Below are 22382 nucleotides of genomic sequence, written 5' to 3'. Positions count from 1 at the left end.
CAGGCGCATGAGCTGGATTTTCCTTTCCGTGATGGCGGCGGCGTTTCAGACGCTGCGCTTTATGTTGCAAAAGACCCTGAGCATGGGCGTGCTTTCGGCGGGCGGGGCCACGCTGGCGCGGTTTCTGTTCACAGCGCCTTTCGTGACGCTGCTGGCGGCGGGCTATCTGCTCTGGCGCGGGCAGGCTGTGCCCGAGATCGGCACCGGCTTTTGGGCCTATGTGCTGGCAGGCGGGCTGGCGCAGATTTTGGCGACATGGTGTGTCGTGGCGATCTTTGCCGCGCGCAACTTTGCCGTGGGGATCACCTTCAAGAAAACCGAGGTGATGTTGACGGCCTTTGTGGGCTTTGTTGTGCTGGGCGACCGGGTTTCGCCCGGCGGGCTGGGCGCGATCGGGCTGGGGCTGCTGGGCGTTCTGGTGCTCAGCGACATCCCCGAGGGCACAGGCGGGCTTTTGCGCCGTGCGATGAACCGCGCGGCGGGGCTTGGGCTGTTGTCGGGTGTTTTCTTTGCTGTCTCGGCGGTGGCCTATCGCGGCGCGACGCTCGCGGTCGCGGCGGATGACGCGCTGATGCGCGCGCTGGTGACGATGCCCTGTGTGACGATCTTCCAGACGCTGGCGCTGGGCGCATGGCTTTATGGGCGCGAAGCGGGGGAGATTGGCCGTGTGCTGGCCTCCTGGCGCACCTCGGTCTGGATGGGGCTGGCGGGGATGGGCGGCTCGATCTGCTGGTTTACGGCCTTTGCCATGATGAATGCGGCCTATGTCTTTGCGGTGGGGCAGGTTGAAGTGATCTTCTCGATCTTCGCTTCGGTGTGGTTTTTTGGCGAGGTGATCACGCGGCGCGAGTGGATTGGCATGGGGCTGATCACGGTGTCTGTTCTGGCGCTGGTCTGGCTGTATTGAGGGGGATCGCATTGCGCTGCGCGCAATCCGACCCGCTGGGGGAGCGGCTCCCCAGACCACAGGTTTAACTGGGGGAGCGGCTCCCCAGACCACAGGTTTAACTGGGGGAGCGGTCCCCCAGACCACAGGTTTAGCTGGGGGACCAGTCCCCCAGACCCCCTGGGATATTTACAGCAATAAGAAAGAGCGGATTGGTTTGGCGTCAGTCGTTGGCGATTTCTTTGCCGGTGAGCGGGCCGCGGCCGCCGAGGCGCAAAAAGAGGCTTTCCTCGGCGCCGTTGTGAAAGAAGGGCACGTTTTGGGGCGGCTCTGGATCATGGGCGCGGTGGGCGATTTCGGCCAGCACCACCTCGGTGATGAAGGGCAGATCAAAGCCGCGCACCTCCTGAAGGGGAATCCATTGCAGGTGGGAGAGCTCGTCTTCGGCGCGGGAGAAATCATCGAGATCAGAGGCGATCTCATCGGCATCGACCAGAAAGAAGCGCGCATCAAAGCGGCGCGGGCGGCCCGGGGGGGTGACGGCGCGAAAGACAAATTGGAGCGGCTGGGCCGAAGGCAGGTAGCCGGCGGCGGCAAACTCGGCCCAGTCTTGCGGCACAGGGCCGGGCCAGCGGCCCTCGGTGCCCAGAACAAGGCCGGTTTCCTCCCAGAGCTCGCGGATGGCGGCGACGCCCAAAGCGTTTGTGAGCCCGGGCGCGCAGCCCTCGGCGAGACGGCTGGCGCAGAGCGGATCAAAGCCCCCGGCCAGGGGCACGGCGAAATCGGCCTCATCCAGCGCACCGCCGGGGAAGACGAATTTGTTGGGCATGAAGGCGGCCCCTGCGCCGCGCTGGCCCATGAGCACCTTGGGGGTTGTGAAGCGGTCGCGCAGCGCGATCACCGTGGCGGCGTTGCGCAGAGCACTTTTGTCTGTTGTGGCGGGGGGTGTTTTCGGTGTCATCTGGCCCTCTTTGGGGCGCGGTGGTGTTGCACCCGGTTCAACCGGCCTTGTCAAAGCCGTGCATACGGCGGGCCCATTGAAAGCCGATCACCGCGCCTTTCAGTCTGGGAAGAAGGTATAGGGTGAGTGCGGTGGAGCCAAGAGCGAAGATTGTGAACAGCACAAGCGGTTCGGGGCGATACTGCACAAAGGCGATATGCAGGGCGGGAATCATCACATGGCCGACCACCAGAATGGTGAGATAGGCGGGGCCATCGTCGGCCCTGTGGGGCGTGAAATCCTCCCCACAGACCGCGCATTCGGAATGGACCTTGAGATAGCCTTTGAGCAGGGGGCCTGTGCCGCAGTTGGGGCATTTGCGCCGCCAGCCTTTGCGCAGGGCCGGTTTCACGGCCCGCACCGGCGGAGTGGTCTGGGCTGTCTGGGGGGAGTCGGATGGGGAAAGATCTGGCTCAAGGAGCTGGGTGGTTTGGGGCATGGGGTGTCCGTCAGAGAGGTTTGACCCAGACTGCGGCTCCGGCGCGCAAGAAGAAAGGGGCCATAGTGTCCTTGCGGCGGGATGTCGCAAATCCTGGTGTCGAATTTTTGAACCCGCAGCGACGGAAGCTGCGCGGCGCTGCGTATCAGCCCCGTAAGCCGAGGACAGAGACCGCGGCGCAAAACAGGAGATTAAAGATGAAACGGACTTTTATTGTTGCAGGGCTTGTTGTGGCGAGTATGGCCGGGGGCAGCGCCTATGCCTTTGGTGGCCATAAGGGGGGCGAGGGCCATGGGGGCGAGCGTGGCAAAATGCGCCTTGAGCAGCTGGATTTGAACAAGGATGGCAAGCTCAGCCTTGAGGAGCTTCAGGCGGCACCGCTGAAACGCTTTGAGCAGGGTGACACCAATGGCGATGGCAAGATCACCGCCGAGGAAGCGGCTGCCGCTGCAAGCACGCGCGCGCAAAAGCGCTTTGAGAAGATGCTCAAACGCCGCGACACTGACAAGGACGGGGCGCTGAGCCAAGCGGAGATGCTTGACACTGCGCGCCAGGCCGAGATGTTTGCAGAGCTGGACGCCGACAAGGACGGGTTCTTGAGTCAGGATGAGATGCGCAAAATGCGCAAAATGCACAAAATGGGCAAGATGCGCGGTGAAGGCAAAACCCGCGACTGACATCAGAGGCGCGCGCGGCCCATGGTGGGTGGCGCGCGCTTGCCAGATGGCCAGAGGCGGGCTAGGGCAGTGGGATGAGAGGTATGCCGTTGGATGAGCAAAGAGAGCTGGGCGATGAGGCGCTGTTGTTGCGCTTTGCCAAAGGCGATGCGCAGGCGGCGCAGCTCTTGACGGCCCGTTTGACGCCGGTTGTGCTGGCTCATGCCTACCGTCTTTTGGGCGAGCCCGGCGAGGCGCAGGATGTGGCGCAAGAGACAATGCTCAAGCTCTGGCAGGTAGCGCCGCAGTGGCGCGCCGGAGAGGCCAAAGTGACGACGTGGCTCTACCGTGTGGTGGCCAACGCCTGTCTGGACAGGCTGCGCAAGCGGCGCACGGTGGCGCTGGACGCGGTTGCCGAGCCGGCGGATATGGCGCCGAGCGTGGCAGACCGGCTTCAGGACAGCGCCCGTGTGGACGCGCTTCAGGGCGCGCTTGACGGGCTTCCGGAGCGACAACGCCAAGCCGTGGTTTTGCGCCATATCGAGGGGCTTTCAAACCCGCAGATCGCGCAGATCATGGATCTGACTGTGGATGCGGTGGAAAGCCTGACCGCGCGGGGCAAACGGGGATTGAAAGCCGCGCTTGGCGCGCGCAAGGAAGAATTGGGGTATCAAGATGACTGAGCAGAACCGCACACAGGAGGCCGCGCTTGAGGCGTTGTTTGCCACTGCGAAAGACACGGCCCCCTTGCCGGATGCGGCGCTTTTGCAGCGGGTGCTGAGCGATGCGGCGCAGGTGCAGGCGGGGTTTGCCGCTGCGGCTGTGCCAGAGGCGCGCAGGGCCTGGCCTGAGCGGCCCCAGCGGCGCGCCCAGGTGCGGCTAGGCGGCCTGTTTGAGATGATCGGAGGCTGGGCCGGGCTGGGCGGGCTTGCCACGGCCTCGGCCTTTGGGCTGTGGCTGGGGATGACGCCCGTGTTGGGGCTGGGAGAAACCCTTGCCGCACAGGGCTTTGGCAGCGCGGCTGTATTGGACGGGCTGGGCGAGGATTACGCCTATCTGGCAGATTTGGGAGAGAATTGATGCAGATGTCTCAGAGCACACCAAGGCCGCGGACGCGGCGCAGCGTGAAGGTGGTGCTGATCGTTTCGCTGGCGCTCAACCTTGCGGTGGCCGGCCTTGTGCTGGGCGCTGTGATGAGCCACGGCGGGCGGCCTGATCTGGCCCATGGGCGGGCCGACCTTCTGTTGCGCGCCCTGGCCCCGCAAGACCGCCGAGCGATTGGCACAGCGGTCAAGGAAGCGCAGGGCGGCGGGCGGCGGGCTTTCCGCGCGGCCCAAACAGAGGCGCTGCAAGAGGTTGTCGCTGCCCTGCGGGCAACGCCTTTTGAGGCAGAGGCCCTCACGGGGGCGCTGGCTGCGAAATCGGCTCATATGAGTGCCACCCGTGCGGCGGCGGATGCGGCTCTGGCAAAGCGGCTTGTGGCCATGGAGGCTCCGGCGCGGCTGGCCCTTGCCGACCGGCTGCAAGAGGCCCTGATGCGCCGGTCTCTGCCGCGTAAGCCGGAGCGCGCGGCCGACTGAGGCCTGCTGCCCAAAACGCGCATGGCGTGCGCACCAACCCCCCAGCACCCTGGGTGCTGCTTGGCGCGGCGCAGGGGGTGTTGGGGGTGTTTGGGGGCAGCTCTGTCAGGCGGCGCTGCGCGCGCTCATGGTCACCTGATTGCGGCCATGACGCTTGGAGCGGTAGAGCGCGCTGTCGGCTTGTTCGAGCAAGGCCTGGCCAAGCGCCTCGGCCTGACCTGCGCTGCCCGGTGCAAGGCGGGGCTCTTGTGTGGCCACCCCTATGCTGACCGTGAGGTGCTGGGCGGGGATGTGGCTGGCAAGGTGGAACGGGTGCCGGGCGATGACGCTGCACAGGCGCGTTGCGATCCGTTGGGCGGCTGCGCTGGATGTTTTGGGCATCAGAACGAGAAACTCCTCGCCACCGATCCGGGCCACAAGGTCTTTGCTGCGGATATTTTGTTGCAACACACCCGCAAGCGCCACCAGCGCCGCATCTCCTGCGGTGTGGCCAAGCTCATCATTGATGCGTTTGAAGTGGTCCACATCAAGCGCCATGATGGCACAGCTCTGCCCGGCCACGGCCGCTTCGGCGAGGATCTGCTCAAGTTTGGGCAGGGCAAAGCGGCGGTTGTGGAGCCCTGTCAGAGGGTCTGTCACGGCGGCGCGCAAGCCCTCGTGCATATGGGCGCGACGGTGATCCTGGCTGCGTTTGCGCGCGGCAAGCGTGGCAATGCGCAGCGCAAGTTCCTCCGGACAATAGCCGTAGGGCAGGATATCATCGGCCCCCCTGTCAAGGGCATTGGAATAAAGTAACGGATTGGGCGCGGCGATCACCGCGATCAGGCCGGCGTGGCGGGTTTTGGGGTGCGCGCGCAGATCGGCGAGCAGGCAGAGCCCGTCTTCGGGAGCCTCGGCAGAGACCTCAACCGCGACGACATCCGGTGCGCTCTCGCTGTGTTCTTTGAGGATCTCGGCTTCGCTGCTGGCGCTGAACACGGTGTTGGGCAAGGCCGGCAAGCTGGCGAGCCAGGCCTTGGCACGGGTGGAATTGGGCGTGAGAATTGCGGTTTGGATGGCGGTTTGCAGCGGGGCGTTGTAGCCCGGCGCGCTTTCGCCAAAGCCAAAAGACTGTGACATCTGCTTGGCCAGCCGTGCATCTTCGAGGCTGTCGTTGCGGCGCAGGATTGAGCGGAACCGCGCGAGCAGGGCGCTGCGTTCGATCGGGTTGGGCATGACATCGGTGGCACCGGCCTTGAGCAACACCAGCCGCGTGGCCTTGTCATAGGCCTCCATGAGCATGATCACGGGAATGCGCGAGAGCTTGGGATCGGCGGTGTAACGCTGCATGAACTCCAGTGCGCTCATTTTGTCAGGGCGCGCGGTGGCCAGCACGATATCGGGCCGCTCCTGGCGCACCATGGCCAGCCCCTCGCGCAGCGAGGCCACCTGCGCCACCTGATAACCCGCCGCTGACAACTTGACGTTGAGCACGATCCGGTTGGTCGCTATGTCGTCAATGATGAGGACTTTACGGGGCATGGGCGGTTACAGTTCCCTTTGAGCTTGCGGTTTTGTTTATCATTTCGCAAAAGTGGTTAAGAAAACCTTTCTAGGCCTGTAAAAAATGACAGTTTCTTTTGATCGCGCCGAGGAGATCGGCCTTAAAGCGCTCACATGGCTGGCCGCAAACGAAGACTTGCTGCCGGTTTTTCTCGGGGCCAGCGGCGCGTCGCTGGCCGATTTGAAAGCGCAGGCGGGCACGACGGCTTTTCTGGCCTCGGTGCTGGACTTTCTGCTGATGGATGACGCTTGGGTGGTTGGCTTTTGCGACGCCTGCGGGCTTGCTTATGATCAGCCCATGCGGGCGCGGGCAGCCCTTCCGGGCGGGGAGCTGGTGCATTGGACATGATACCGATTCAGGCCGTTGTTTTTGACAAGGACGGCACATTGTTTGACTTTGCCAGCACCTGGGAAGCCTGGGCCATGGCCTTCTTGCAGCGGTTGGCGCGCGATGAGGCCCATGCGCGGGCCATGGCCGCAGCCGTGGGCTTTTCTTATGAGACCCAGAGCTTTTTGCCAGAGTCGATTGTCATTGCCGGGATGCCCAGCGAGATTGCGCAGGCCCTCGCGCCGAGCCTGCCGGAGTGGGACAAAGCCGCGCTTGTTGCGGTGCTCAATGCGGAAGCTGCCAAAGCCCCGCAAGCGCAGGCTGTGCCGCTTGGGCCCTTGCTTGGCGGGCTGCGGGCGCGGGGCCTGAAGCTGGGTGTGGCGACCAATGATGCCGAGGCCCCGGCGCGAGCGCATTTGCAGAGTGCGGGGGTTCTGGAGCTGTTTGATTTTGTGGCGGGCTATGACAGCGGCTTTGGGGGCAAGCCGGAGGCCGGGCAGCTTTTGGGCTTTTGCAAGGCTGTGGGCCTGGCCCCGCAGGCCTGTGTCATGGTGGGCGATAGCACCCATGATTTGCACGCGGCGCGGGCCGCTGGAATGCGCAGCGTTGCGGTTCTGACGGGGCTGGCGGGGGAGGCGGATCTTGCGCCCCTGGCCGATGTGGTTTTGCCGGATATCGGGCATTTGCCGGGATGGCTGGCGGGGCTTTAGAGGTTGCGTTTTGGCTGCGCCAAACCGCGGCGGGCGAGGGGGCTTTGCCCCCTCGCGCTCCCCCAAGCACTTTGCAAGGCACAGGCGAAGACCGATAGAGCGCACTTGCTGCGCGGGATCGTCTGGATATTTGACGCAATAAGAAAGTGCCTGAGCACTAGTGCGCGGGTTTGATGAAGGTGCCGTTGCGCAGATCAGACATGGCTTGCTGGATTTCTGCGCGGGTGTTCATCACGATCGGGCCATGCCAGGCGACGGGCTCTTGCAGGGGGGCTCCTGACACCAGCAGGAAGCGGATGCCATCTTCCCCGGCCTGAACGGTGATTTCATCGCCGGTGCCAAAGCGGATGAGTGTGCGGTTGCCTGACATATCCCGGATATTGACCTCTTCGCCCATCACCTCTTTTTCGAGCAGCACACCGGAGGGGGCGCTGGCATCAGCGAAGGCACCGGAGCCCTGGAACACATAGGCGAAAGCGCGGCGGTAGGTGTCAACGGGAAGTGTTTTCTTGACGCCGGCGGGGATGGACACATCGAGATATTGCGGGTCTGCGGCGATTCCGTCGACGGGGCCTCGCTTGCCCCAGAACTCTCCTGTGACCACGCGCACGCGGGTGCCGTCATCCTCGATGATTTCGGGGATCTCCTTGGCCTCGACATCCTGATAGCGCGGGGTGGTCATCTTGAGGTCGCGCGGCAGATTGGCCCAGAGCTGGAAACCGTGCATCTGGCCTGCGGTGTTGGCGCGTGGCATTTCCTGATGCATGATGCCCGAGCCGGCTGTCATCCATTGCACATCACCCGCGCCGAGGCTGCCGGTGTTGCCGAGGCTGTCGGCATGATCGACCTCGCCTTCGAGCACATAGGTGATGGTCTCAATGCCGCGGTGGGGGTGCCAGGGGAAGCCCTTTTCAAAATGGGCCGGCACATCGTTGCGAAAGTCGTCAAACAGCAGAAACGGGTCGAGCTCTGAGGGATCGTGAAAGCCGAAGGCGCGGTGCAGATGCACGCCTGCGCCCTCCATCGTGGGCTGGGCCTTACGTTTTTCGAGAATGGGGCGGATGGACATGGGACGACTCCTTTTGGATCCTGTAACAAAGCCTATCGCGCGGTGCGGATGCGGGCAATTCTGCGCTTTGCGCAGGGATATGTGCATTATTGCACAGATGGTTGGCGCAAGTGGTTCGCACAGATCGTTCACAAAGAGGGCAAGCCGCCCGGAGCGCCAGCCCGTTGAAACATGCGCCGGCGAACCGCCAAATGCAGGCCGGCTACAATTGACGGGTATTTGGGGCGCAAGTGTCGCTTCTGGGCCAGAATAGGCAGGCCGCCAGCGCGAGCATAGCAAAAAACAGGGAGAGATTTATGAAAGTTGGTTTTATCGGCCTCGGGAATGTGGGTGGAAAACTGTCAGGTAGCCTGCTGCGAAACGGGGTTGAGCTCAGGGTGCATGATTTGAATGAAGACTTTGTTAAGGCAAAGGTTGCGGCCGGGGCGCTTGCCGGAGGCTCGCCGGCCCAGATGATGCGGGAGTGTGATTCGGTTATCACCTGCCTGCCAAGCCCGGCGGCCAGCGCGGCGGTGCTGCAAGAGATGTTGCCCGAGGTTGGGCCAGGCAAAATCTGGATGGAAATGAGCACCACCGACGAGGCCGAGGTGAAGCGGATCGGTGCTGAGGTGATCGCGCGGGGCGGGGCCGCTGTGGACTGCCCTGTTTCGGGCGGTTGCCACCGTGCGGACACCGGCAATATCTCAATTTTTGCAGGCTGTGAGCGCGCCACATTCGAGCGGATTTTGCCGCTGCTCACAATTATGGGGCGGCGTGTGTTGCACACGGGGGATCTGGGATCGGCCAGTGTTTTGAAGGTCTTGACCAATTTTCTGGCGACCGCAAACCTTGTTTCTGTGGCCGAGGCTCTGACGGTGGCCAAAGGCGCAGGCATGGACCTTGGCGTGGCCTATGAGGCGATGGCGATTTCCTCGGGGACGAGCTTTGTGCATGAGACGGAGGGGCAGGTTATTTTGAATGGCAGCCGGGATATTTCCTTCACGATGGACCTTGTGGCCAAGGATATCGGGCTGTTTCAGGAGGTGGCCGACCGTGCGGGCGTGCCGCTGGAGCTGAACCCCTTGCTGATCAGCATCTTTCAGGATGGCATCAGCCGTTTTGGCCCCAGAGAGCTTTCTCCCAATATTATCAAACGCCTAGAGGAGGCCACGGGGCTGGATGTCACAGCACCGGGTTTTCCGGCGGAGATGGTGGATGACGAGCCCGAGGAACGCGGCGCAGAGGTGACGGTTAAGAGAGGGTAAAGCCTGCGGTTTGCCTGCTTAAGGATCTGAAAACTGCGCAAAACCGGGGGGTGATATGCGTGCACAGGGCGTGCACAAAGCGTGCACCGCCCCAAGAGCCCAAAAGGTGGCGCAGCCAGGTTAACGCGGCGTGCGCAGCGCGGGGCTTGTCAGGGCTGCCCCGCTGGGGCTAGGTGGCAGCGCAGACAGCCAAGGAGAGACGCAATGCACGCGCAGACACCGCTGGTGGAGGTGAAGGTCAGCCCGTTCCGGCGTTTTTTCGGGGCCGGGATGGTGGCGCTTTCGGGCGCGCTTCTGGTGAGCACGGCGCTCAACACGCCGCCGCATGGCTGGCTCTTGCAGGCGGCCCTTTGGGGGTTGGCCGCACTCTTGCTGGGCAGCGCCCAGAAGCTGTGGCGCGATACGGGGCGGCATTTGCGCCTGATCGGCACGCGGCTGGAAGACAGCGCGGGCGAGCTGGTTCTGGATCTTGCCGACGTTGAAAGCATCGAGCGGGGGCATTTCAGCCTGCGCCCTTCCAACGGGTTCTCGGTGCAGCTGCGCCGCGAGGTGACGCCCTGTTGGCGCATGGGGCTGTGGTGGCGGGCCGGACGGCGCGCAGCCTTTGGCGGCGCGGCGAGCAGTGCGCAGGTCAAGCCGCTGGCCGAGGCGATTGAGCGCCATCTGGGGTTGGACCAGCTCTAGGGTGCTGCGGCTCTGGCGGCTCAGCAACTTTCCCAGCAGAGTTGGGGCGCAAAGCGGGGCCGCGCAAAGACGAATGTGCCCAGCTCATTGCGCTCCATCAGCCCCCAGAGAAAGGGCGGCGTGTAGGTAATTTGGGTTTCCACCAGAATGAGGCGTTCGCCATTGACCAGCAGCGGCAGCCGGTTGTGCCAGTTGCGCACATCGGCGGCGCGCAGGGGCGGCAGGGCGCCGCGGCTCTCGGACCAATCCAGATTGTAGGTTTCGGTTTGGGTGGAATAGTGGAGCACCGAGACCCGCAGCTCGGGGGGCTCGGCTGTGCGGGTGAGAAATTGCACCATGTCCTGAGCCGCATCAATATAGGCGGCGTCCAGCGGGGTGGTCTCGCGGCTGATCATATCGGCAATGGTGAAGGCGGCTTTTTCATGGACGCCCACTTGGCGGTAGGCATCAAACCACGAGAACATGGAGGCGTAGGCCCAAAAGACAATCGGCGCCATGATGATGAACTCGACAGAAACCGAGCCGCCCGTGTCCTCCCACAGGGTGCGCAGGCGCGCGAGAAGCCAGCGCCCGACCATCAGAGCGGCTCCTGCACAAAGGCAGATGTGGCGATCATCCAGGCATTGCCATTGCCATCCCAATCGAGGTGGCGGCCCAGGCCCGTGAAAGGAAATATGGGCTGAAACACATAGCAGGCCCGCAGCATCATCAGCTGGTTTTGCTGGCCGTTGCGAAACTCTGTCAGCGGGTTGACCAGTTCGGCGATGTCGGTGCAGCGCGCGGTGTCGCGCGGGGGGGTGAAATTGCGCATGTCCAGGGGCTGCATTTCAAGGTGCAGCTGGGTGTCGCAATTGCTCAGGAAGCCGGCGTAGTTGCAGGTCATGATCTTGATGTCATCATGCTGGAAATTGGCACCGGTTGTCAGGCGCACATCGCGCACCGCAAGGTCAAGGCCACGTTCCAGCATGGAGTGGTTGAAGGTGATCATCCCCAGTTCGACGGCGGCGCAGAACATGAAGATGAAGAACGGGAACAGGATCGCGAATTCGACTGTCGCGCTGCCGTTTTCATCGTGCTGCCAGCGCAGCCACAGGGGGGCGCGTGGTTTCATTGGGTGAGCTTGAGTTGGGTGATGGATTGGGCGATGGCGGCGAAGGCCGCCTCGATGTCCAGGCCGCGCACATCAAAGAAATGGCTCTCCGTAGAGGCGCAGGCCCGCAGCGCCTCAAGGCCGGCAATCGGGGCCTGAAAGCCGATGGTGTAGATGATCACACCCTGGTTTTTGGCGGCGGTGCAGATCGCGTCCAGCTGGCTGTCTTTGCGGTTGCCGCCCACCGAGCTGCGCGGGCTTGCGGACCAATCGTAATTGCCCAGGTTGGCATAGAGGTAGTCGTTGATCCAGTTGAGGCTGGCGGTGGCAAAGAGGCGCTCAAAGCTCAGGCGGGTGAAGCCTGTGGGCAGGGTGGCGCTTGCGCCGCTGGCCGGAATGGCGTGGTCGCCACTGGCGGTCTGGCTGTAATAGCTGCCGTTGTGCAGCACGGCGTAGCGGTCTGTGCTGGCGTTGTAAAACACATCGGACAGGCCGCTGCGGAACGGGTCGCGCAGCCGGTATTGGGTGGTGTTCTGGCCGTCGCTCATCACCACCATGAGTTTCATGTTGCTGCCGGTGCCAAAGGCGACGGGGCGGCCGGCAAAGCCCGGATCGATTGTGTTGCTGGCGATGAGGTTGGTGACGGCGGGTTGCAAGCTGGGGTCGAGCAGCGCCGCGCCCCATTTGACACCCATGTCGATGCTGGTTGTGCTGGCGCGCTCCAGCGCGTTGATCTGGCCGTAAAGGGCAGTTCTGTCACGGCTGAGCGGCAAGATTTGCGAGGCGGCTCTGTTGGAGCAGCTCGGGCGCGCGCCATGGGTGTCGCGCAGGCCCTCGGGGTGTGGATCTTCCACGATCAGCGGGGTGGCGTCAAAATGTTTGACCTGTTCATAGACCCGGCTGCCGGCGCTGGCGGGTGTCATGGCCGTCGTGTTGAAATCGGCTTCCTCAAAATTGAGGCAATAGGAGTAGTCATGCGGATCGGAGGTGTTGAACTGGCCCATCAGCTCCGGGCTGAGCGCGACCTGGTTGGAGTAGGGCACCAGCGACACGGAGACGGTTTCAGAGATCCCGATCACGGCATCCACAAAGCTGACGGCGGCGGGGCGCAGGCTGTCAAGCCGGTTGCCTTCCATGGAGCCTGAGATGTCAAGCACGAGGGAAATTTCCATGCTGTCAAAGCGCTCTTCTGCGGTGGCGCGGGCCGGGGCGCTCATGTTTTCAACCCCCAGCATATGGCTCAGCTGGGTGGGCACAGTGGCGCGGGCGCTGGCAGAGACCACCCGGAAATTGGGGCCTTGCTGCACCGCGGTGTCCAGCAGATCGGCGTTGGGCAGGTTTGACTTGACGAAATAGTCGGCCACCACCTGGGCGGGCGGGTTTGTCTGATCCAGGTCGGCGGCGGCGAGCACGGCCTGATCGAGCACATGCTGGAGCCGCGAGCGCTCTGATTCATAGCGCATCACATCGACGCCCAGCGCCCCCACGAAGAGGATCATCAGCATGAAATAGATGGAAAAGGCCACGATCACCCCCGACTCATCTCGGGCAAAGCGCCCCAGAGCGGCAAGGGCGGCGGGCCGTTTGCCACGGCCAGAGCGGGTTATCACGGCTGTCAGGTCCATTTTGTCTCTTTCATGAGCCCCTGCAGCGAGAGGCAGCTTCACCAGCTTGCGTTACACTGGCCCGGAGCTTCTTCTGGAGCCTCTCTGTGGCGGAATTGAGGCGCAAATTCTGTCAATTTTGTGAAAAATACCCGCGATTGGCACCTATCAGCCCGGCAAGGCAGGACCGTTTCCGGGCTGTCACCAATTCCGCGAATTTGAGTTAAATTTTAGGGGGCCAGGCCGCGCAAGGCCGGGTTTGCTGGCGATTTGTTAACCCCTGCGGCGTAGTTTGAGTGAAACGCGGTTGGTTCGCAGGGCAATAGGTGCGACAAATATTCACAGCACAGCTGAGTCGCCACTCCGCGGCCTCAGAGCTGACAGGGAGAGAGAAAGAAGATGAACGCCACTGCCAATGAGCCGAGCTTTCGCGAAAGCGTCGATCTGATGTTCAACCGTGCGGTTGCTGTGATGGACCTGCCGCCGGGCCTTGAGGAGAAGATCCGCGTGTGCAACGCCACATATACGGTGCGCTTTGGGGTGCGGCTGCGCGGCCAGATCCAGACATTTACCGGCTATCGCTCGGTGCACAGCGAACATATGGAGCCTGTGAAGGGCGGTATCCGCTATGCGCTGGGTGTGAACCAGGACGAGGTTGAGGCGCTGGCGGCCTTGATGACTTATAAATGCGCACTCGTGGAAGCGCCCTTTGGCGGCTCCAAGGGCGGGCTGTGCATTGATCCGCGCCAGTATGACGAGCACGAGCTGGAGCTGATCACCCGCCGCTTTGCCTATGAGCTGGCCAAGCGCGACCTGATCCACCCGAGCCAGAACGTGCCGGCGCCCGACATGGGCACAGGCGAGCGCGAGATGGCCTGGATTGCCGACCAGTACCGCCGCATGAACACCACCGATATCAACGCCGCCGCCTGTGTGACGGGCAAACCTATCAACGCGGGCGGCATTCAGGGCCGCACGGAGGCCACGGGGCGGGGCGTGCAATATGCGCTGCGCGAGTTCTTCCGCCACCCGGAAGATGTGAAAAAGGCCGGCATGGAAGGCACGCTTGAGGGCAAGCGCATCATCGTGCAGGGGCTGGGCAATGTGGGCTATCACGCGGCGAAGTTCCTTGGCGACGAGGACGGTGCGCTGATCACCGGCATCATCGAGCGCGACGGCGCTTTGTTTAACCCCAAGGGGCTGGATGTGGACGCGGTGCGCGGCTGGATTGTGAAGCACGGTGGCGTGAGCGGCTTTCCGGATGCGACCCACGCAGCAGAGGGTGCCGTTGTGCTGGAGGAAGATTGCGACATCCTGATTCCGGCGGCGCTGGAAGGGGTGATCAACCTCACCAACGCCGAGCGGATCAAGGCGCCGCTGATCATCGAGGCCGCCAACGGCCCTGTCACGGCGGGGGCGGACGAGATTTTGCGCAAGAAGGGCTGTGTGATCATCCCCGATATGTATGCAAACGCGGGCGGTGTGACGGTGTCTTACTTTGAGTGGGTGAAAAACCTGAGCCACATCCGCTTTGGCCGCATGGGCCGCCGCCAGGAAGAGGCGCGCCACGAGCTGATCGTGAGTGAGCTGGAGCGGCTGAGCCGCCACCTGGGCGATGCTTGGTCGATGACGCCGGACTTCAAGGCCCGCTACCTGCGCGGTGCAGACGAGCTGGAGCTGGTGCGCTCGGGGCTGGATGACACCATGCGCACGGCCTATCAGAGTATGCGCGAGGTCTGGCACGCGCGCGATGATGTGCCTGATTTGCGCATGGCGGCCTATCTGGTGGCGATCACCAAAGTGGCCTCAAGCTACCGCGCGAAGGGGCTCTGAGGGCTGTATTTTTGAGCAGGTTGGGGTGCGCAGTGAATGCGCACCCTACGGGGTGTTTGCGTGGTTGGTGTGCAGTGAATGCGCAGGTTGGTTGGGGTGCGCAGTGAATGCGTAGGCAGGTTGATTTAGGTGCGCAGTGAATGCGCACCCTACGGAGTTTGTGGGACATTTGTTTGCAGCCTCAGGCCGGGTAATGGCCGCGAAGCGTCCCGACCATCCTTTGCGTGGCAGGTGATTTGGCTGGGCTATGCGCGCCGTGCGTTCTGAGGATGTGTTTGGCAAGCAAAAAGCGCTCTGTCATTTCCCTGGGGCGCCCCCCCCGAGGGCTGGTGTTGGCCTTTGCGCCAAAGGCAGCTTGATCCGCTCACCCGCCGTTTCAGCCGGATTGAATGTCATTCACCAAAAATTCAAAACCCCAGTCGCCTGTGGGACAGTCTATGTCGAAAAGGGGCCTTTCCCTTTGCGTGTGGCTTGATAGGCTCAACCCCAATTGAACAGCGCGCGGCGCTGGGGGTTGTGCCGCAAGGCAAAGGGGGACACATGCGCTTTTCCGCGCTGAAAATTCTCAAAGAGGGCCTGACGGGCAACAAGGGCTGGACACCGCATTGGCGCGACCCGGCCCCAAAGCCCGCGTATGATGCGATCATCATCGGCGGTGGCGGGCACGGGCTTTCAACCGCTTATTACCTTGCCAAGAACCACGGCATGACCAACATTGCCGTGCTTGAAAAGGGCTATATCGGCAGCGGAAATATTGGCCGCAACACCACGATTGTGCGGGCCAATTACAGCCTTGAAGGCAACTCGCAGTTTTATTCCCATTCGCTCAAGCTCTGGGAGGGGCTGGAGCAGGATTTGAACTACAACGCCATGATGAGCCAGCGTGGGATCATCAACCTGTTTCACTCAGACGGGCAGCGCGATGCGGCGGCAAAGCGCGCCAATATGATGATCAGCCAGGGCGATGACGCCATTTTACTTGATAAAACATCGGTGCGCGCGCTTCTGCCCAACCTCAACCACGACAACATCCGCTTTCCCATATATGGCGGGCTATACCACAAGCGCGGCGGTACGGCGCGCCATGATGCTGTGGCCTGGGGCTTTGCGCGCGGGGCCGACCAGCGCGGGGTGGATCTGATCCAGAACTGCGAAGTCACCGGGATCGACATCGAAAATGGTGTGGTGCAGGGCGTGCAGACCACGCGCGGCGCGATCAGGGCCAAGAAAGTGGGTATGGTTGTGGCCGGGCGCTCAAGCCAGGTGGCGGCGATGGCGGGGATGCGCCTGCCGATCGAGAGCCATATCTTGCAGGCCTTTGTGAGCGAGGGGCTGAAGCCCTGTATCGACCATGTCGTGACCTTCGGCATGGGGCATATGTATATGAGCCAGTCCGACAAGGGCGGGCTTGTTTTTGGCGGCGATCTGGATTTCTACGCCTCCTATGCGCAGCGCGGCAACCTGCCGACAGCCGAGCATGTGATGGAGGCGGCAATGTGCCTTTTGCCGCAGATCGGCAAGGCCAAGGTCTTGCGCTCCTGGGGCGGGATCATGGACATGACGCCCGATGGCAGCTTTATCATCGACAAGACCCATATCGAGGGGTTCTTTGTGAATGCGGGCTGGTGTTATGGCGGCTTCAAGGCGGTGCCGGCTTCGGGCTATTGCATGGCCCATCTGATGGCCACAGGCCAGCCCCATGAGGTGGCCAAGCACCACCGGTTGGACCGGTTTGAAACCGGGCGCGGGCTGATGGACGAAGAGCACCGTGGCAGCCAGCACAACCTGCACTGAAGGATAAGGAAAGACAATGCGTATAGCCTGCCCCCTGTGTGGCGAGAGAGACAGCCGCGAATTCAGCTACAAGGGTCATGCCCTTGCGCTGGAGCGCCCTGCGGAAGATGCGGGCGTGGCGGCGTGGGACGACTATTTGCACAACCGCGACAACCCCGCCGGCCTGACGCAGGAGCTGTGGTTTCACGATATGGGCTGCGCCAGCTGGCTGGTGGCCGAGCGCAACACGGTGACGCATGAATTTGGCGCGGTCCGGCTCGCGGAAGATGTGAAGGGAGCCAAGCCATGAGACTTGCAGGCAAGGGGCTGATCAACCGCAACAAACGGGTGCGCTTTTGCTTTGACGGGCGGGATTATGAGGGCTTTGAGGGCGACACGCTCGCCTCGGCCCTGCTGGCCAATGGTGTGACGCTCATGGCGCGTTCGTTCAAATATCACCGGCCCCGTGGGGTTCTGACGGCGGGCTCTGAGGAGCCCAACGCTTTGGTGACCGTGGGCAAGGGCAGCAGCCAGGACCCGAACGTGCGCGCCACGGTGCAGGAAATCTACGAGGGGCTGGAGGCCGTGAGCCAGAACCGCTGGCCCAGCCTTGATTTTGATGTGATGGCCGTGAACGACCTTGGTGCGCCGTTCCTGGGGGCGGGGTTTTATTACAAGACGTTTATGTGGCCCAAGGCCTTTTGGGAAAAGCTCTACGAGCCTGTCATTCGCCGCGCGGCGGGGCTTGGGGCGATTTCGGGCGCGCCGATAGAGGACAAATACGAGCGCGCCTTTGCGCATTGTGATGTGCTGGTGATCGGCTCTGGCCCCACGGGGCTTATGGCCGCTTTGACGGCGGCTGAGGCGGGGGCCGATGTGCTCCTTGCCGAAGAAGACAGCGCGCTGGGCGGGCGGCTTCTGAGCGAAAGCGGCGAGATTGACGGCATACCTGCGCGCGACTGGGCGGCGGCGATGGCCGAAAAGCTCGCGGGCATGGACAACGTGCGCCTCATGACGCGCACCTCGGTGACGGGGGCCTATGACGGCGGCACATATGGTGCGCTGGAGCGTGTGGCGCATCACCGCCCGCTGGCCAAAGGCCTGCCCAAGGAGTGTTTCTGGCGCATTGCGGCCAAGCGCACGGTGCTGGCGGCGGGCGCTCTGGAGCGGCCTGTGGCCTTTCAGAACAACGACCGCCCCGGTGTGATGATGGCGAGTGCTTTGCGCGCTTATGTGAACCGTTGGAATGTGGCGCCGGGGCAGAAGATTGCGCTGTTTGGCAACAACGACAGCATCCATGATGTGGCGGCTGACCTGCTGGCAGCGGGGGTGCATATCGCGGCGCTGATTGACAGCCGCGCGGAGGCAACCTGTGCGCTGGATGTGCCGTTTTATGCGGGTGCGCAGGTTTGTGGCACGGATGGGCGCAAGCAGCTTGAAGCGGTGAGCATTGCGCGCGCCTCCGGGGTTGAGAAGGTGCTGGTGGACTGCCTTGGCATGTCTGGCGGTTGGAACCCGACGCTGCACCTCACCTGCCATATGAACGGGCGGCCCGAGTGGCGCGAGGAGATTGCTGCCTTTGTGCCCAAGGTGGGCATGGTGCCGGGGCTCATGGCTGCGGGGGCGTGCAACGGCGCGTTTTCAACGGCGGCCTGCCTTGGCGAAGGCGTGGGCGCTGCGCAGGCGGCCTGCGAGGCGCTGGGGCTTGAGGCGAAAGCGCCCAAGCTGCCAAGCGCGGAGAACCGCCCCTACAGGATTGCGCCGCTCTGGGCTGTGGCGGGCAAGGGCCGCGCCTGGCTTGATTTCCAGAACGATGTGACTGTGAAAGATGTCAAACAGGCCGCTGTCGAGAACTTCCGCTCTGTGGAGCATATGAAGCGCTACACCACGCAAGGCATGGCGACCGATCAGGGCAAGAACTCCAACGTGCAGGCGCTGGCTGTGCTGGCGGATGCCACGGGGCGCGGCATTCCTGAAACCGGCACGACGACTTACCGCCCGCCCTTTACGCCTGTGGCGATTGCCGCGATGGCGGCGGGGGCGGCGGACAAGGGCTTTGCGCCCGAGCGCTTTACCACCTCCCACAGGCTCACTGTGGCGGCGAATGCGCCGCAGATCGAGGCGGGGCTGTGGTATCGCCCCTCCTATTTCCCCGCCAAGGGCGAGACGACGTGGCGGCAGTCCTGTGATCGCGAGGTGGGATATGTGCGCCAAGCCGTGGGCATTTGCGATGTGTCCACGCTCGGCAAGATCGACATCAAGGGCAAGGATGCGGGCGCGTTTCTCGACTTTCTCTATACCAATATGTTCTCCACCCTGAAGGTGGGCCGCGTGCGCTATGGCCTCATGCTGCGCGAGGACGGGCATGTGATGGATGACGGCACGACCGCGCGCCTCGCTGACGACCATTTCGTGATGACCACCACCACGGCGGCGGCGGGCGAAGTGATGAAGCACATGGAGTTTGTGAGCCAAGGCCTGCGGCCAGACATGGACATGCGCTTTGCCTCTGTCACGGAGCAATGGGCGCAGTTTGCCGTGGCGGGGCCGAAGGCGCGCGCGCTTCTCAACGAGGTGCTCGACAGCCCGATTGACGGCGAGAGCTGGCCCTTCATGGCCTGTGGCCCGGTGAAGCTGGGCGGCGTAGACGGGCGTCTCTTCCGCATCAGCTTCTCGGGCGAACATGCCTATGAGGTGGCTGTGCCGGCGCGCTATGGCGAGAGCCTCTTTGCCACGCTCAAGGCCCGCGCCGAAGCGCTGGGCGGCGGCGTGTATGGCATGGAAGCGCTCAATGTGCTGCGCATCGAGAAGGGCTTTATCACCCATGCCGAGATCCACGGCCGTGTCACCGCGTTTGACATCGGGATGCAGGGGATGCTGAGCAAGAAGAAAGACTTTATCGGCAAGGCGGCGGCGCAGCGCGCGGGCTTGCTGGAGGAGGACCGCGAGATGCTTGTGGGCCTGAAGCCTCTGGGCGCGGTGAAACAGCTTATGGCGGGCGCGCATCTTTACAATGCCGGGGCCGAGCCGGTGCGCCAGAGCAATCAGGGCTATATCACCTCGGTTGGCTTCTCGCCCACGCTGGGGACATATCTGGGCCTTGGCTTTTTGCGCGGGGGGCGTGCGCGCCATGGCGAGACCGTGCAGATGGTGGACCATGTGCGCGGTGTGGCCACGACATGCGAGGTCTGCCATCCGGTATTCCTTGATCCAGAAGGGGAGCGCAGCCGTGATTGAGCTGAAACCACTTTCACCCGCCACGGGGCTTTTGCCGCTTGATATTGGCGGCGTGACATTGCGCGAGGCCGAGATGGCCGCGCTCACGTTGATTGCGCCTTACATGGGGCGCGAGGCCCAACTGACTGAGGCGCTTGAGGCCGCACATGGGCTGGGCTGGCCTCAGGCGGGGGAAACCTCCGCGAGCGGCGCGGCGCGGCTGATCTGGTTTGGCCGCAAGCAGGCGGTGCTTGTGGGCGCTGCGGCCTCGGCCAAGCTGGCCGCCCATGCGGCGCTGACCGATCAGTCTGATGCCTGGTCTTGCGTGGTGCTGGAGGGCGCGGGCGCGCGCGATGTGCTGGCGCGGCTGGCGCCTTTGGATATGCGCGATGTGGCCTTCCCTGTGGGGGCGACGGCGCGCACAGAGGTCTTTCACATGGCCTGCTCGATCACGCGCATTGAGGCTCAGAGCTGGCAGATCATGGGCTTTCGCTCCATGGCCAAGACGCTGGTGCATGACTTGCAGGTGGCCATGGAAGGCGTGGCGGCGCGGGCTAAACCGGCTCTGACGTGAGCCAGACACCGCCTTCGGGGCGCAGCGTGAGGATCATCACGGGATTTGGCGTTTTGCCAGCCACGGGTGTGAACTTGCGCTTGGCGAGCAGGGTGGCCAGGATGATAACCGCCTCTTGCAGCGCAAAGCTCGCGCCGATGCAGATGCGCGGCCCATCGCCAAAAGGCAGGTAGGCATAGCGCGCGGGCTTTTCGGCGAAGCGCTCGGGGCGGAAGGCGTCAGGCTCGTCCCAGAGCAAAGCGTTGCGGTGCAAGGCGTAGATCGGGATCATCACCGTGTCGCCCTTCTGCACTTCGCGGCCTGCGAGCGTGTCGGGCGCCTGGGCGGTGCGCGAGACAATGGAGGCGGGCGGATAGAGGCGCAGGGCCTCGTCGATGATCATCCGGCAATAGGGCAGATTGGGCAGATCTTCCGCCGTGGCGGTGCGGCCTTGCAGAGCCGTTTGCGCCTCGGTGCGGGCCTTGTCCTGCACCTTTTGGTCAAAGGCGCAGAGGTAGAAGGCCCAAGCGAGCGTGAGCGCTGTGGTTTCATGGCCTGCGACAATGAAGGTGAGCAGGTTGTCGCGCAGCTCGGCGGTGCTCATGGCGCGGCCTGTTTCTGGGTCTTCGCCCTCCAGCAGCAAATCGAGCAGATCGGGCACCTCATGAGCCCCGGCGGCGCGGCGGGCATTGACCGCATCATCGGCGATGGCTTTCATCTGCCTGAGCGAGCTGCCCGCCATGACGCGCGAGGGGCGCGGGACCCACATGGGCAGGCCGAGGATATCAAACAGCGAGACCTTGCCCGCCGCAGCGATGTAGCTGTCAATCGCGCGGTGGACCTCGTGGGACGAGAAGCTGTTGCCGCCCGAAAGCGTGACCTTGGCGGTGATGTCAAAGGTGGCGCGCACCATCTCGGCGTAGATATCTGTCGCGCGTTTGCCGGCGGCCTCAACGCGGGCAAGGCTCGCCTCGGCGGCGGCGCTCATCACGGGGGCGAGGCCGGTGACGTTGCGGTGCGAAAACACGGGTGCTGCGGCGCGGCGCTGCCAGCGCCAATGCGCGCCCTCAGCGATAAAGAGGCTTTCGCCGATGGCCGGGCGGAGCAGGTTTTTGGTGACATCGGATTTGGGGTAGCTCTCAAGCGCTTCGAGCAGCACACGGCGGATCGCGTCAGGGTCCATCAGCATGTGCCAGCGGATGCCTGTCTTGCCCGAAACAATGGGTTGCTTTGTGGCAATGTCAGGGATGATGGAGAGCACATTGCGGCGCGCTTCGGTGAGGCTGCGCAACATGCCCCAAGGCTCGCGGGCAAGCGCAACGGCAACGGGCAGCGGTGTGGCAGGCATGGGCATTCCTCCGGTGGTCTGCCTGATATAGGGGCACGGAGCGGGCGGGGCAATTGCAAGCGGGGCGGCGCTGGTATACCTCGGGGCAGGTTTCTGGGGGAGAGCTGCCATGATGCGCCGATTCTTTATACTTGCGGCTTTGGGCCTGCTGGCGGGCTGCGCGAACCCTGACGATCTGGGGCAACCGGCGCCGCCTTTGGGCGATTTCCGGCTGGGCCACAACATCGTGGTTGCCCCCAAGTTTGAAAAAGGACCGCTCAGCCGCGAGAAATCAAAGGCGGAGTGGATCGCGGCGGTTGAAAGCCGGATCGCGGAGCGCTTTGGGCGCTATGAGGGCGAGAAGCTCTATCATTTCGGTGTCAGCCTTGAGGGCTATGTGCTGGCGCAGCCGGGCATTCCGCTTGTGGCGAGCCCCAAATCGGCGTTGGTGCTCAAGATCACGGTTTGGGATGATGCGGCCGGTGAGAAGCTGAACGACACGGCACATCAGATTGTGGTTTTTGAACAGCTCTCCGGCGCGCAGGTGATCGGCTCGGGGCTGACCCAATCGGCGGAGGAACAGCTTGAAAACCTCAGCAAAAACGCCGCCAAGATGATAGAACTCTGGCTTGTGCGCCAGCACACGCGCGCAGGCTGGTTCTCCGAACCGCCGCAGGGCTGAATTCGCGGGTTGATTTCTCTGCCAGAAGGCCATATGTGCGCGCTCAGATTAACAAGGCTGCGCATTTGCGGGCCGCAACATGAAGGGGCGCCACCTCATGGCAAAGGAAAAGTTTGACCGTAGTAAACCGCATTGCAACATCGGCACGATTGGTCACGTTGACCAC

At 63.2% G+C, this 22382-nt stretch carries 23 protein-coding genes and 1 pseudogene; 16 read left to right on the top strand and 8 right to left on the bottom strand.

Annotated elements, in window-relative coordinates; translation table 11 throughout:
- Positions 1-7 precede the first annotated feature (7 nt).
- Positions 8-907, top strand: coding sequence for a DMT family transporter (locus Q0478_RS01185; RefSeq protein ID WP_298675269.1), 900 nt, complete (start codon positions 8-10; stop codon positions 905-907).
- Positions 908-1109: 202 nt separating this feature from the next.
- On the opposite strand, the gene Q0478_RS01180 is transcribed toward Q0478_RS01185, so the two are convergent.
- Both Q0478_RS01180 and Q0478_RS01175 read right to left on the bottom strand, forming a co-directional pair.
- Positions 1110-1847 (bottom strand): NUDIX hydrolase, encoded by a 738-nt coding sequence (locus Q0478_RS01180; RefSeq protein ID WP_298675267.1) that lies wholly within the window; start codon positions 1845-1847, stop codon positions 1110-1112.
- 37 nt (positions 1848-1884) lie between these two features.
- On the bottom strand, positions 1885-2325 hold the full coding sequence (locus Q0478_RS01175) for a DUF983 domain-containing protein (protein WP_298675264.1): 441 nt from the start codon (positions 2323-2325) through the stop codon (positions 1885-1887).
- Between the two features lie 197 nt (positions 2326-2522).
- Between Q0478_RS01175 and Q0478_RS01170 the strand changes: the two genes are divergently transcribed.
- From Q0478_RS01170 to Q0478_RS01155, 4 genes are all read left to right on the top strand, one after another.
- On the top strand, positions 2523-3002 hold the full coding sequence (locus Q0478_RS01170) for a calcium-binding protein (RefSeq protein WP_298675262.1): 480 nt from the start codon (positions 2523-2525) through the stop codon (positions 3000-3002).
- Positions 3003-3076: 74 nt separating this feature from the next.
- The gene (locus tag Q0478_RS01165) at positions 3077-3664 is read left to right on the top strand and encodes an RNA polymerase sigma factor (RefSeq protein ID WP_298675259.1); all 588 of its coding nucleotides are present in this window, start codon (positions 3077-3079) and stop codon (positions 3662-3664) included.
- Positions 3657-4061, top strand: coding sequence for a hypothetical protein (locus Q0478_RS01160; protein ID WP_298675258.1), 405 nt, complete (start codon positions 3657-3659; stop codon positions 4059-4061). The genes Q0478_RS01165 and Q0478_RS01160 overlap by 8 nt, the downstream gene beginning before the upstream one ends.
- Positions 4061-4561: a periplasmic heavy metal sensor gene (locus Q0478_RS01155; protein ID WP_298675256.1), complete on the top strand. Its 501-nt coding sequence runs from the start codon at positions 4061-4063 to the stop codon at positions 4559-4561. Before Q0478_RS01160 ends, Q0478_RS01155 begins: the two co-directional genes overlap by 1 nt.
- A gap of 105 nt (positions 4562-4666) precedes the next feature.
- On the opposite strand, the gene Q0478_RS01150 is transcribed toward Q0478_RS01155, so the two are convergent.
- Positions 4667-6082 carry a diguanylate cyclase gene (locus tag Q0478_RS01150; protein ID WP_298675253.1) on the bottom strand — a complete coding sequence of 472 codons (1416 nt, stop codon included), beginning with the start codon at positions 6080-6082 and terminating at the stop codon, positions 4667-4669.
- 85 nt (positions 6083-6167) lie between these two features.
- Here Q0478_RS01150 and Q0478_RS01145 point away from each other — a divergent pair, with 85 nt between their 5' ends.
- The gene (locus Q0478_RS01145) at positions 6168-6452 is read left to right on the top strand and encodes a DUF3572 domain-containing protein (RefSeq protein ID WP_298675250.1); all 285 of its coding nucleotides are present in this window, start codon (positions 6168-6170) and stop codon (positions 6450-6452) included.
- Positions 6449-7141, top strand: coding sequence for an HAD family hydrolase (locus Q0478_RS01140; RefSeq protein ID WP_298675247.1), 693 nt, complete (start codon positions 6449-6451; stop codon positions 7139-7141). Before Q0478_RS01145 ends, Q0478_RS01140 begins: the two co-directional genes overlap by 4 nt.
- A gap of 157 nt (positions 7142-7298) precedes the next feature.
- Here the strand turns inward: Q0478_RS01140 and Q0478_RS01135 are convergent, their stop codons facing one another.
- Positions 7299-8210, bottom strand: a complete 912-nt coding sequence (locus tag Q0478_RS01135; protein WP_298675245.1) for a pirin family protein — start codon at positions 8208-8210, stop codon at positions 7299-7301.
- Between the two features lie 296 nt (positions 8211-8506).
- On the opposite strand from Q0478_RS01135, the gene Q0478_RS01130 reads away from it, so the two are divergent.
- Both Q0478_RS01130 and Q0478_RS01125 read left to right on the top strand, forming a co-directional pair.
- The gene (locus tag Q0478_RS01130) at positions 8507-9454 is read left to right on the top strand and encodes an NAD(P)-dependent oxidoreductase (RefSeq protein ID WP_298675243.1); all 948 of its coding nucleotides are present in this window, start codon (positions 8507-8509) and stop codon (positions 9452-9454) included.
- 204 nt (positions 9455-9658) lie between these two features.
- Positions 9659-10138, top strand: coding sequence for a hypothetical protein (locus Q0478_RS01125; RefSeq protein WP_298675240.1), 480 nt, complete (start codon positions 9659-9661; stop codon positions 10136-10138).
- Positions 10139-10158: 20 nt separating this feature from the next.
- On the opposite strand, the gene Q0478_RS01120 is transcribed toward Q0478_RS01125, so the two are convergent.
- From Q0478_RS01120 to Q0478_RS01110, 3 genes are read right to left on the bottom strand one after another with little or no spacing between them, the layout of a single operon-like run.
- A complete protein-coding gene (locus Q0478_RS01120; protein ID WP_298675239.1) occupies positions 10159-10716 on the bottom strand; it encodes a hypothetical protein in 558 nt (185 codons plus the stop codon).
- Entirely contained in the window at positions 10716-11249 is a 534-nt protein-coding gene (locus Q0478_RS01115) for a TadE/TadG family type IV pilus assembly protein (protein ID WP_298675236.1), read from the bottom strand. Before Q0478_RS01115 ends, Q0478_RS01120 begins: the two co-directional genes overlap by 1 nt.
- The gene (locus Q0478_RS01110) at positions 11246-12853 is read right to left on the bottom strand and encodes a TadE/TadG family type IV pilus assembly protein (protein WP_298675234.1); all 1608 of its coding nucleotides are present in this window, start codon (positions 12851-12853) and stop codon (positions 11246-11248) included. The genes Q0478_RS01115 and Q0478_RS01110 overlap by 4 nt, the downstream gene beginning before the upstream one ends.
- A 378-nt stretch (positions 12854-13231) precedes the next feature.
- On the opposite strand from Q0478_RS01110, the gene Q0478_RS01105 reads away from it, so the two are divergent.
- The 5 genes from Q0478_RS01105 (at position 13232) to Q0478_RS01085 (ending at position 20228) form a co-directional block, all read left to right on the top strand.
- Positions 13232-14665: a Glu/Leu/Phe/Val dehydrogenase gene (locus tag Q0478_RS01105; RefSeq protein ID WP_298675231.1), complete on the top strand. Its 1434-nt coding sequence runs from the start codon at positions 13232-13234 to the stop codon at positions 14663-14665.
- A gap of 540 nt (positions 14666-15205) precedes the next feature.
- Positions 15206-16459 carry a sarcosine oxidase subunit beta family protein gene (locus Q0478_RS01100; protein WP_298675228.1) on the top strand — a complete coding sequence of 418 codons (1254 nt, stop codon included), beginning with the start codon at positions 15206-15208 and terminating at the stop codon, positions 16457-16459.
- A gap of 16 nt (positions 16460-16475) precedes the next feature.
- On the top strand, positions 16476-16748 hold the full coding sequence (locus Q0478_RS01095) for a sarcosine oxidase subunit delta (protein WP_298675225.1): 273 nt from the start codon (positions 16476-16478) through the stop codon (positions 16746-16748).
- Complete coding sequence (locus Q0478_RS01090; protein ID WP_298675222.1) at positions 16745-19675, top strand: sarcosine oxidase subunit alpha family protein; 2931 nt, start codon at positions 16745-16747, stop codon at positions 19673-19675. Before Q0478_RS01095 ends, Q0478_RS01090 begins: the two co-directional genes overlap by 4 nt.
- Positions 19668-20228, top strand: a complete 561-nt coding sequence (locus Q0478_RS01085) for a sarcosine oxidase subunit gamma (protein ID WP_298675219.1) — start codon at positions 19668-19670, stop codon at positions 20226-20228. The genes Q0478_RS01090 and Q0478_RS01085 overlap by 8 nt, the downstream gene beginning before the upstream one ends.
- Here the strand turns inward: Q0478_RS01085 and Q0478_RS01080 are convergent.
- On the bottom strand, positions 20209-21555 hold the full coding sequence (locus Q0478_RS01080; RefSeq protein ID WP_298675217.1) for a cytochrome P450: 1347 nt from the start codon (positions 21553-21555) through the stop codon (positions 20209-20211). The two genes, Q0478_RS01085 and Q0478_RS01080, sit on opposite strands and share 20 nt — an antisense overlap.
- A gap of 109 nt (positions 21556-21664) precedes the next feature.
- Here Q0478_RS01080 and Q0478_RS01075 point away from each other — a divergent pair, with 109 nt between their 5' ends.
- A complete protein-coding gene (locus tag Q0478_RS01075) occupies positions 21665-22216 on the top strand; it encodes a hypothetical protein (RefSeq protein ID WP_298675215.1) in 552 nt (183 codons plus the stop codon).
- Between the two features lie 97 nt (positions 22217-22313).
- Positions 22314-22382 (top strand): annotated as a pseudogene (locus Q0478_RS01070) (elongation factor Tu); the annotation flags it as partial.

It is taken from the genome of uncultured Lentibacter sp. (assembly GCF_937123735.1).
Classification (GTDB): domain Bacteria; phylum Pseudomonadota; class Alphaproteobacteria; order Rhodobacterales; family Rhodobacteraceae; genus Lentibacter.
Note: the sequence above shows the minus strand (reverse complement) of the source record. Positions and strands in the feature narration are given on the sequence as shown.

Bases quoted from the DNA above. Each gene is read 5' to 3' on its own strand.
- Q0478_RS01090 (WP_298675222.1), top strand. From the start codon at position 16,745: ATGAGACTTGCAGGCAAGGGGCTGATCAACCGCAACAAACGGGTGCGC.
- Q0478_RS01105 (WP_298675231.1), top strand. From the start codon at position 13,232: ATGAACGCCACTGCCAATGAGCCGAGCTTTCGCGAAAGCGTCGATCTG.
- Q0478_RS01110 (WP_298675234.1), bottom strand. From the start codon at position 12,853: ATGGACCTGACAGCCGTGATAACCCGCTCTGGCCGTGGCAAACGGCCC.
- Q0478_RS01175 (WP_298675264.1), bottom strand. From the start codon at position 2,325: ATGCCCCAAACCACCCAGCTCCTTGAGCCAGATCTTTCCCCATCCGAC.
- Q0478_RS01075 (WP_298675215.1), top strand. From the start codon at position 21,665: ATGATGCGCCGATTCTTTATACTTGCGGCTTTGGGCCTGCTGGCGGGC.
- Q0478_RS01125 (WP_298675240.1), top strand. From the start codon at position 9,659: ATGCACGCGCAGACACCGCTGGTGGAGGTGAAGGTCAGCCCGTTCCGG.
- Q0478_RS01080 (WP_298675217.1), bottom strand. From the start codon at position 21,555: ATGCCTGCCACACCGCTGCCCGTTGCCGTTGCGCTTGCCCGCGAGCCT.
- Q0478_RS01150 (WP_298675253.1), bottom strand. From the start codon at position 6,082: ATGCCCCGTAAAGTCCTCATCATTGACGACATAGCGACCAACCGGATC.
- Q0478_RS01155 (WP_298675256.1), top strand. From the start codon at position 4,061: ATGCAGATGTCTCAGAGCACACCAAGGCCGCGGACGCGGCGCAGCGTG.
- Q0478_RS01130 (WP_298675243.1), top strand. From the start codon at position 8,507: ATGAAAGTTGGTTTTATCGGCCTCGGGAATGTGGGTGGAAAACTGTCA.
- Q0478_RS01100 (WP_298675228.1), top strand. From the start codon at position 15,206: ATGCGCTTTTCCGCGCTGAAAATTCTCAAAGAGGGCCTGACGGGCAAC.
- Q0478_RS01185 (WP_298675269.1), top strand. From the start codon at position 8: ATGAGCTGGATTTTCCTTTCCGTGATGGCGGCGGCGTTTCAGACGCTG.
- Q0478_RS01165 (WP_298675259.1), top strand. From the start codon at position 3,077: ATGAGAGGTATGCCGTTGGATGAGCAAAGAGAGCTGGGCGATGAGGCG.
- Q0478_RS01160 (WP_298675258.1), top strand. From the start codon at position 3,657: ATGACTGAGCAGAACCGCACACAGGAGGCCGCGCTTGAGGCGTTGTTT.
- Q0478_RS01140 (WP_298675247.1), top strand. From the start codon at position 6,449: ATGATACCGATTCAGGCCGTTGTTTTTGACAAGGACGGCACATTGTTT.
- Q0478_RS01135 (WP_298675245.1), bottom strand. From the start codon at position 8,210: ATGTCCATCCGCCCCATTCTCGAAAAACGTAAGGCCCAGCCCACGATG.
- Q0478_RS01095 (WP_298675225.1), top strand. From the start codon at position 16,476: ATGCGTATAGCCTGCCCCCTGTGTGGCGAGAGAGACAGCCGCGAATTC.
- Q0478_RS01180 (WP_298675267.1), bottom strand. From the start codon at position 1,847: ATGACACCGAAAACACCCCCCGCCACAACAGACAAAAGTGCTCTGCGC.
- Q0478_RS01145 (WP_298675250.1), top strand. From the start codon at position 6,168: ATGACAGTTTCTTTTGATCGCGCCGAGGAGATCGGCCTTAAAGCGCTC.
- Q0478_RS01115 (WP_298675236.1), bottom strand. From the start codon at position 11,249: ATGAAACCACGCGCCCCCCTGTGGCTGCGCTGGCAGCACGATGAAAAC.
- Q0478_RS01170 (WP_298675262.1), top strand. From the start codon at position 2,523: ATGAAACGGACTTTTATTGTTGCAGGGCTTGTTGTGGCGAGTATGGCC.
- Q0478_RS01120 (WP_298675239.1), bottom strand. From the start codon at position 10,716: ATGGTCGGGCGCTGGCTTCTCGCGCGCCTGCGCACCCTGTGGGAGGAC.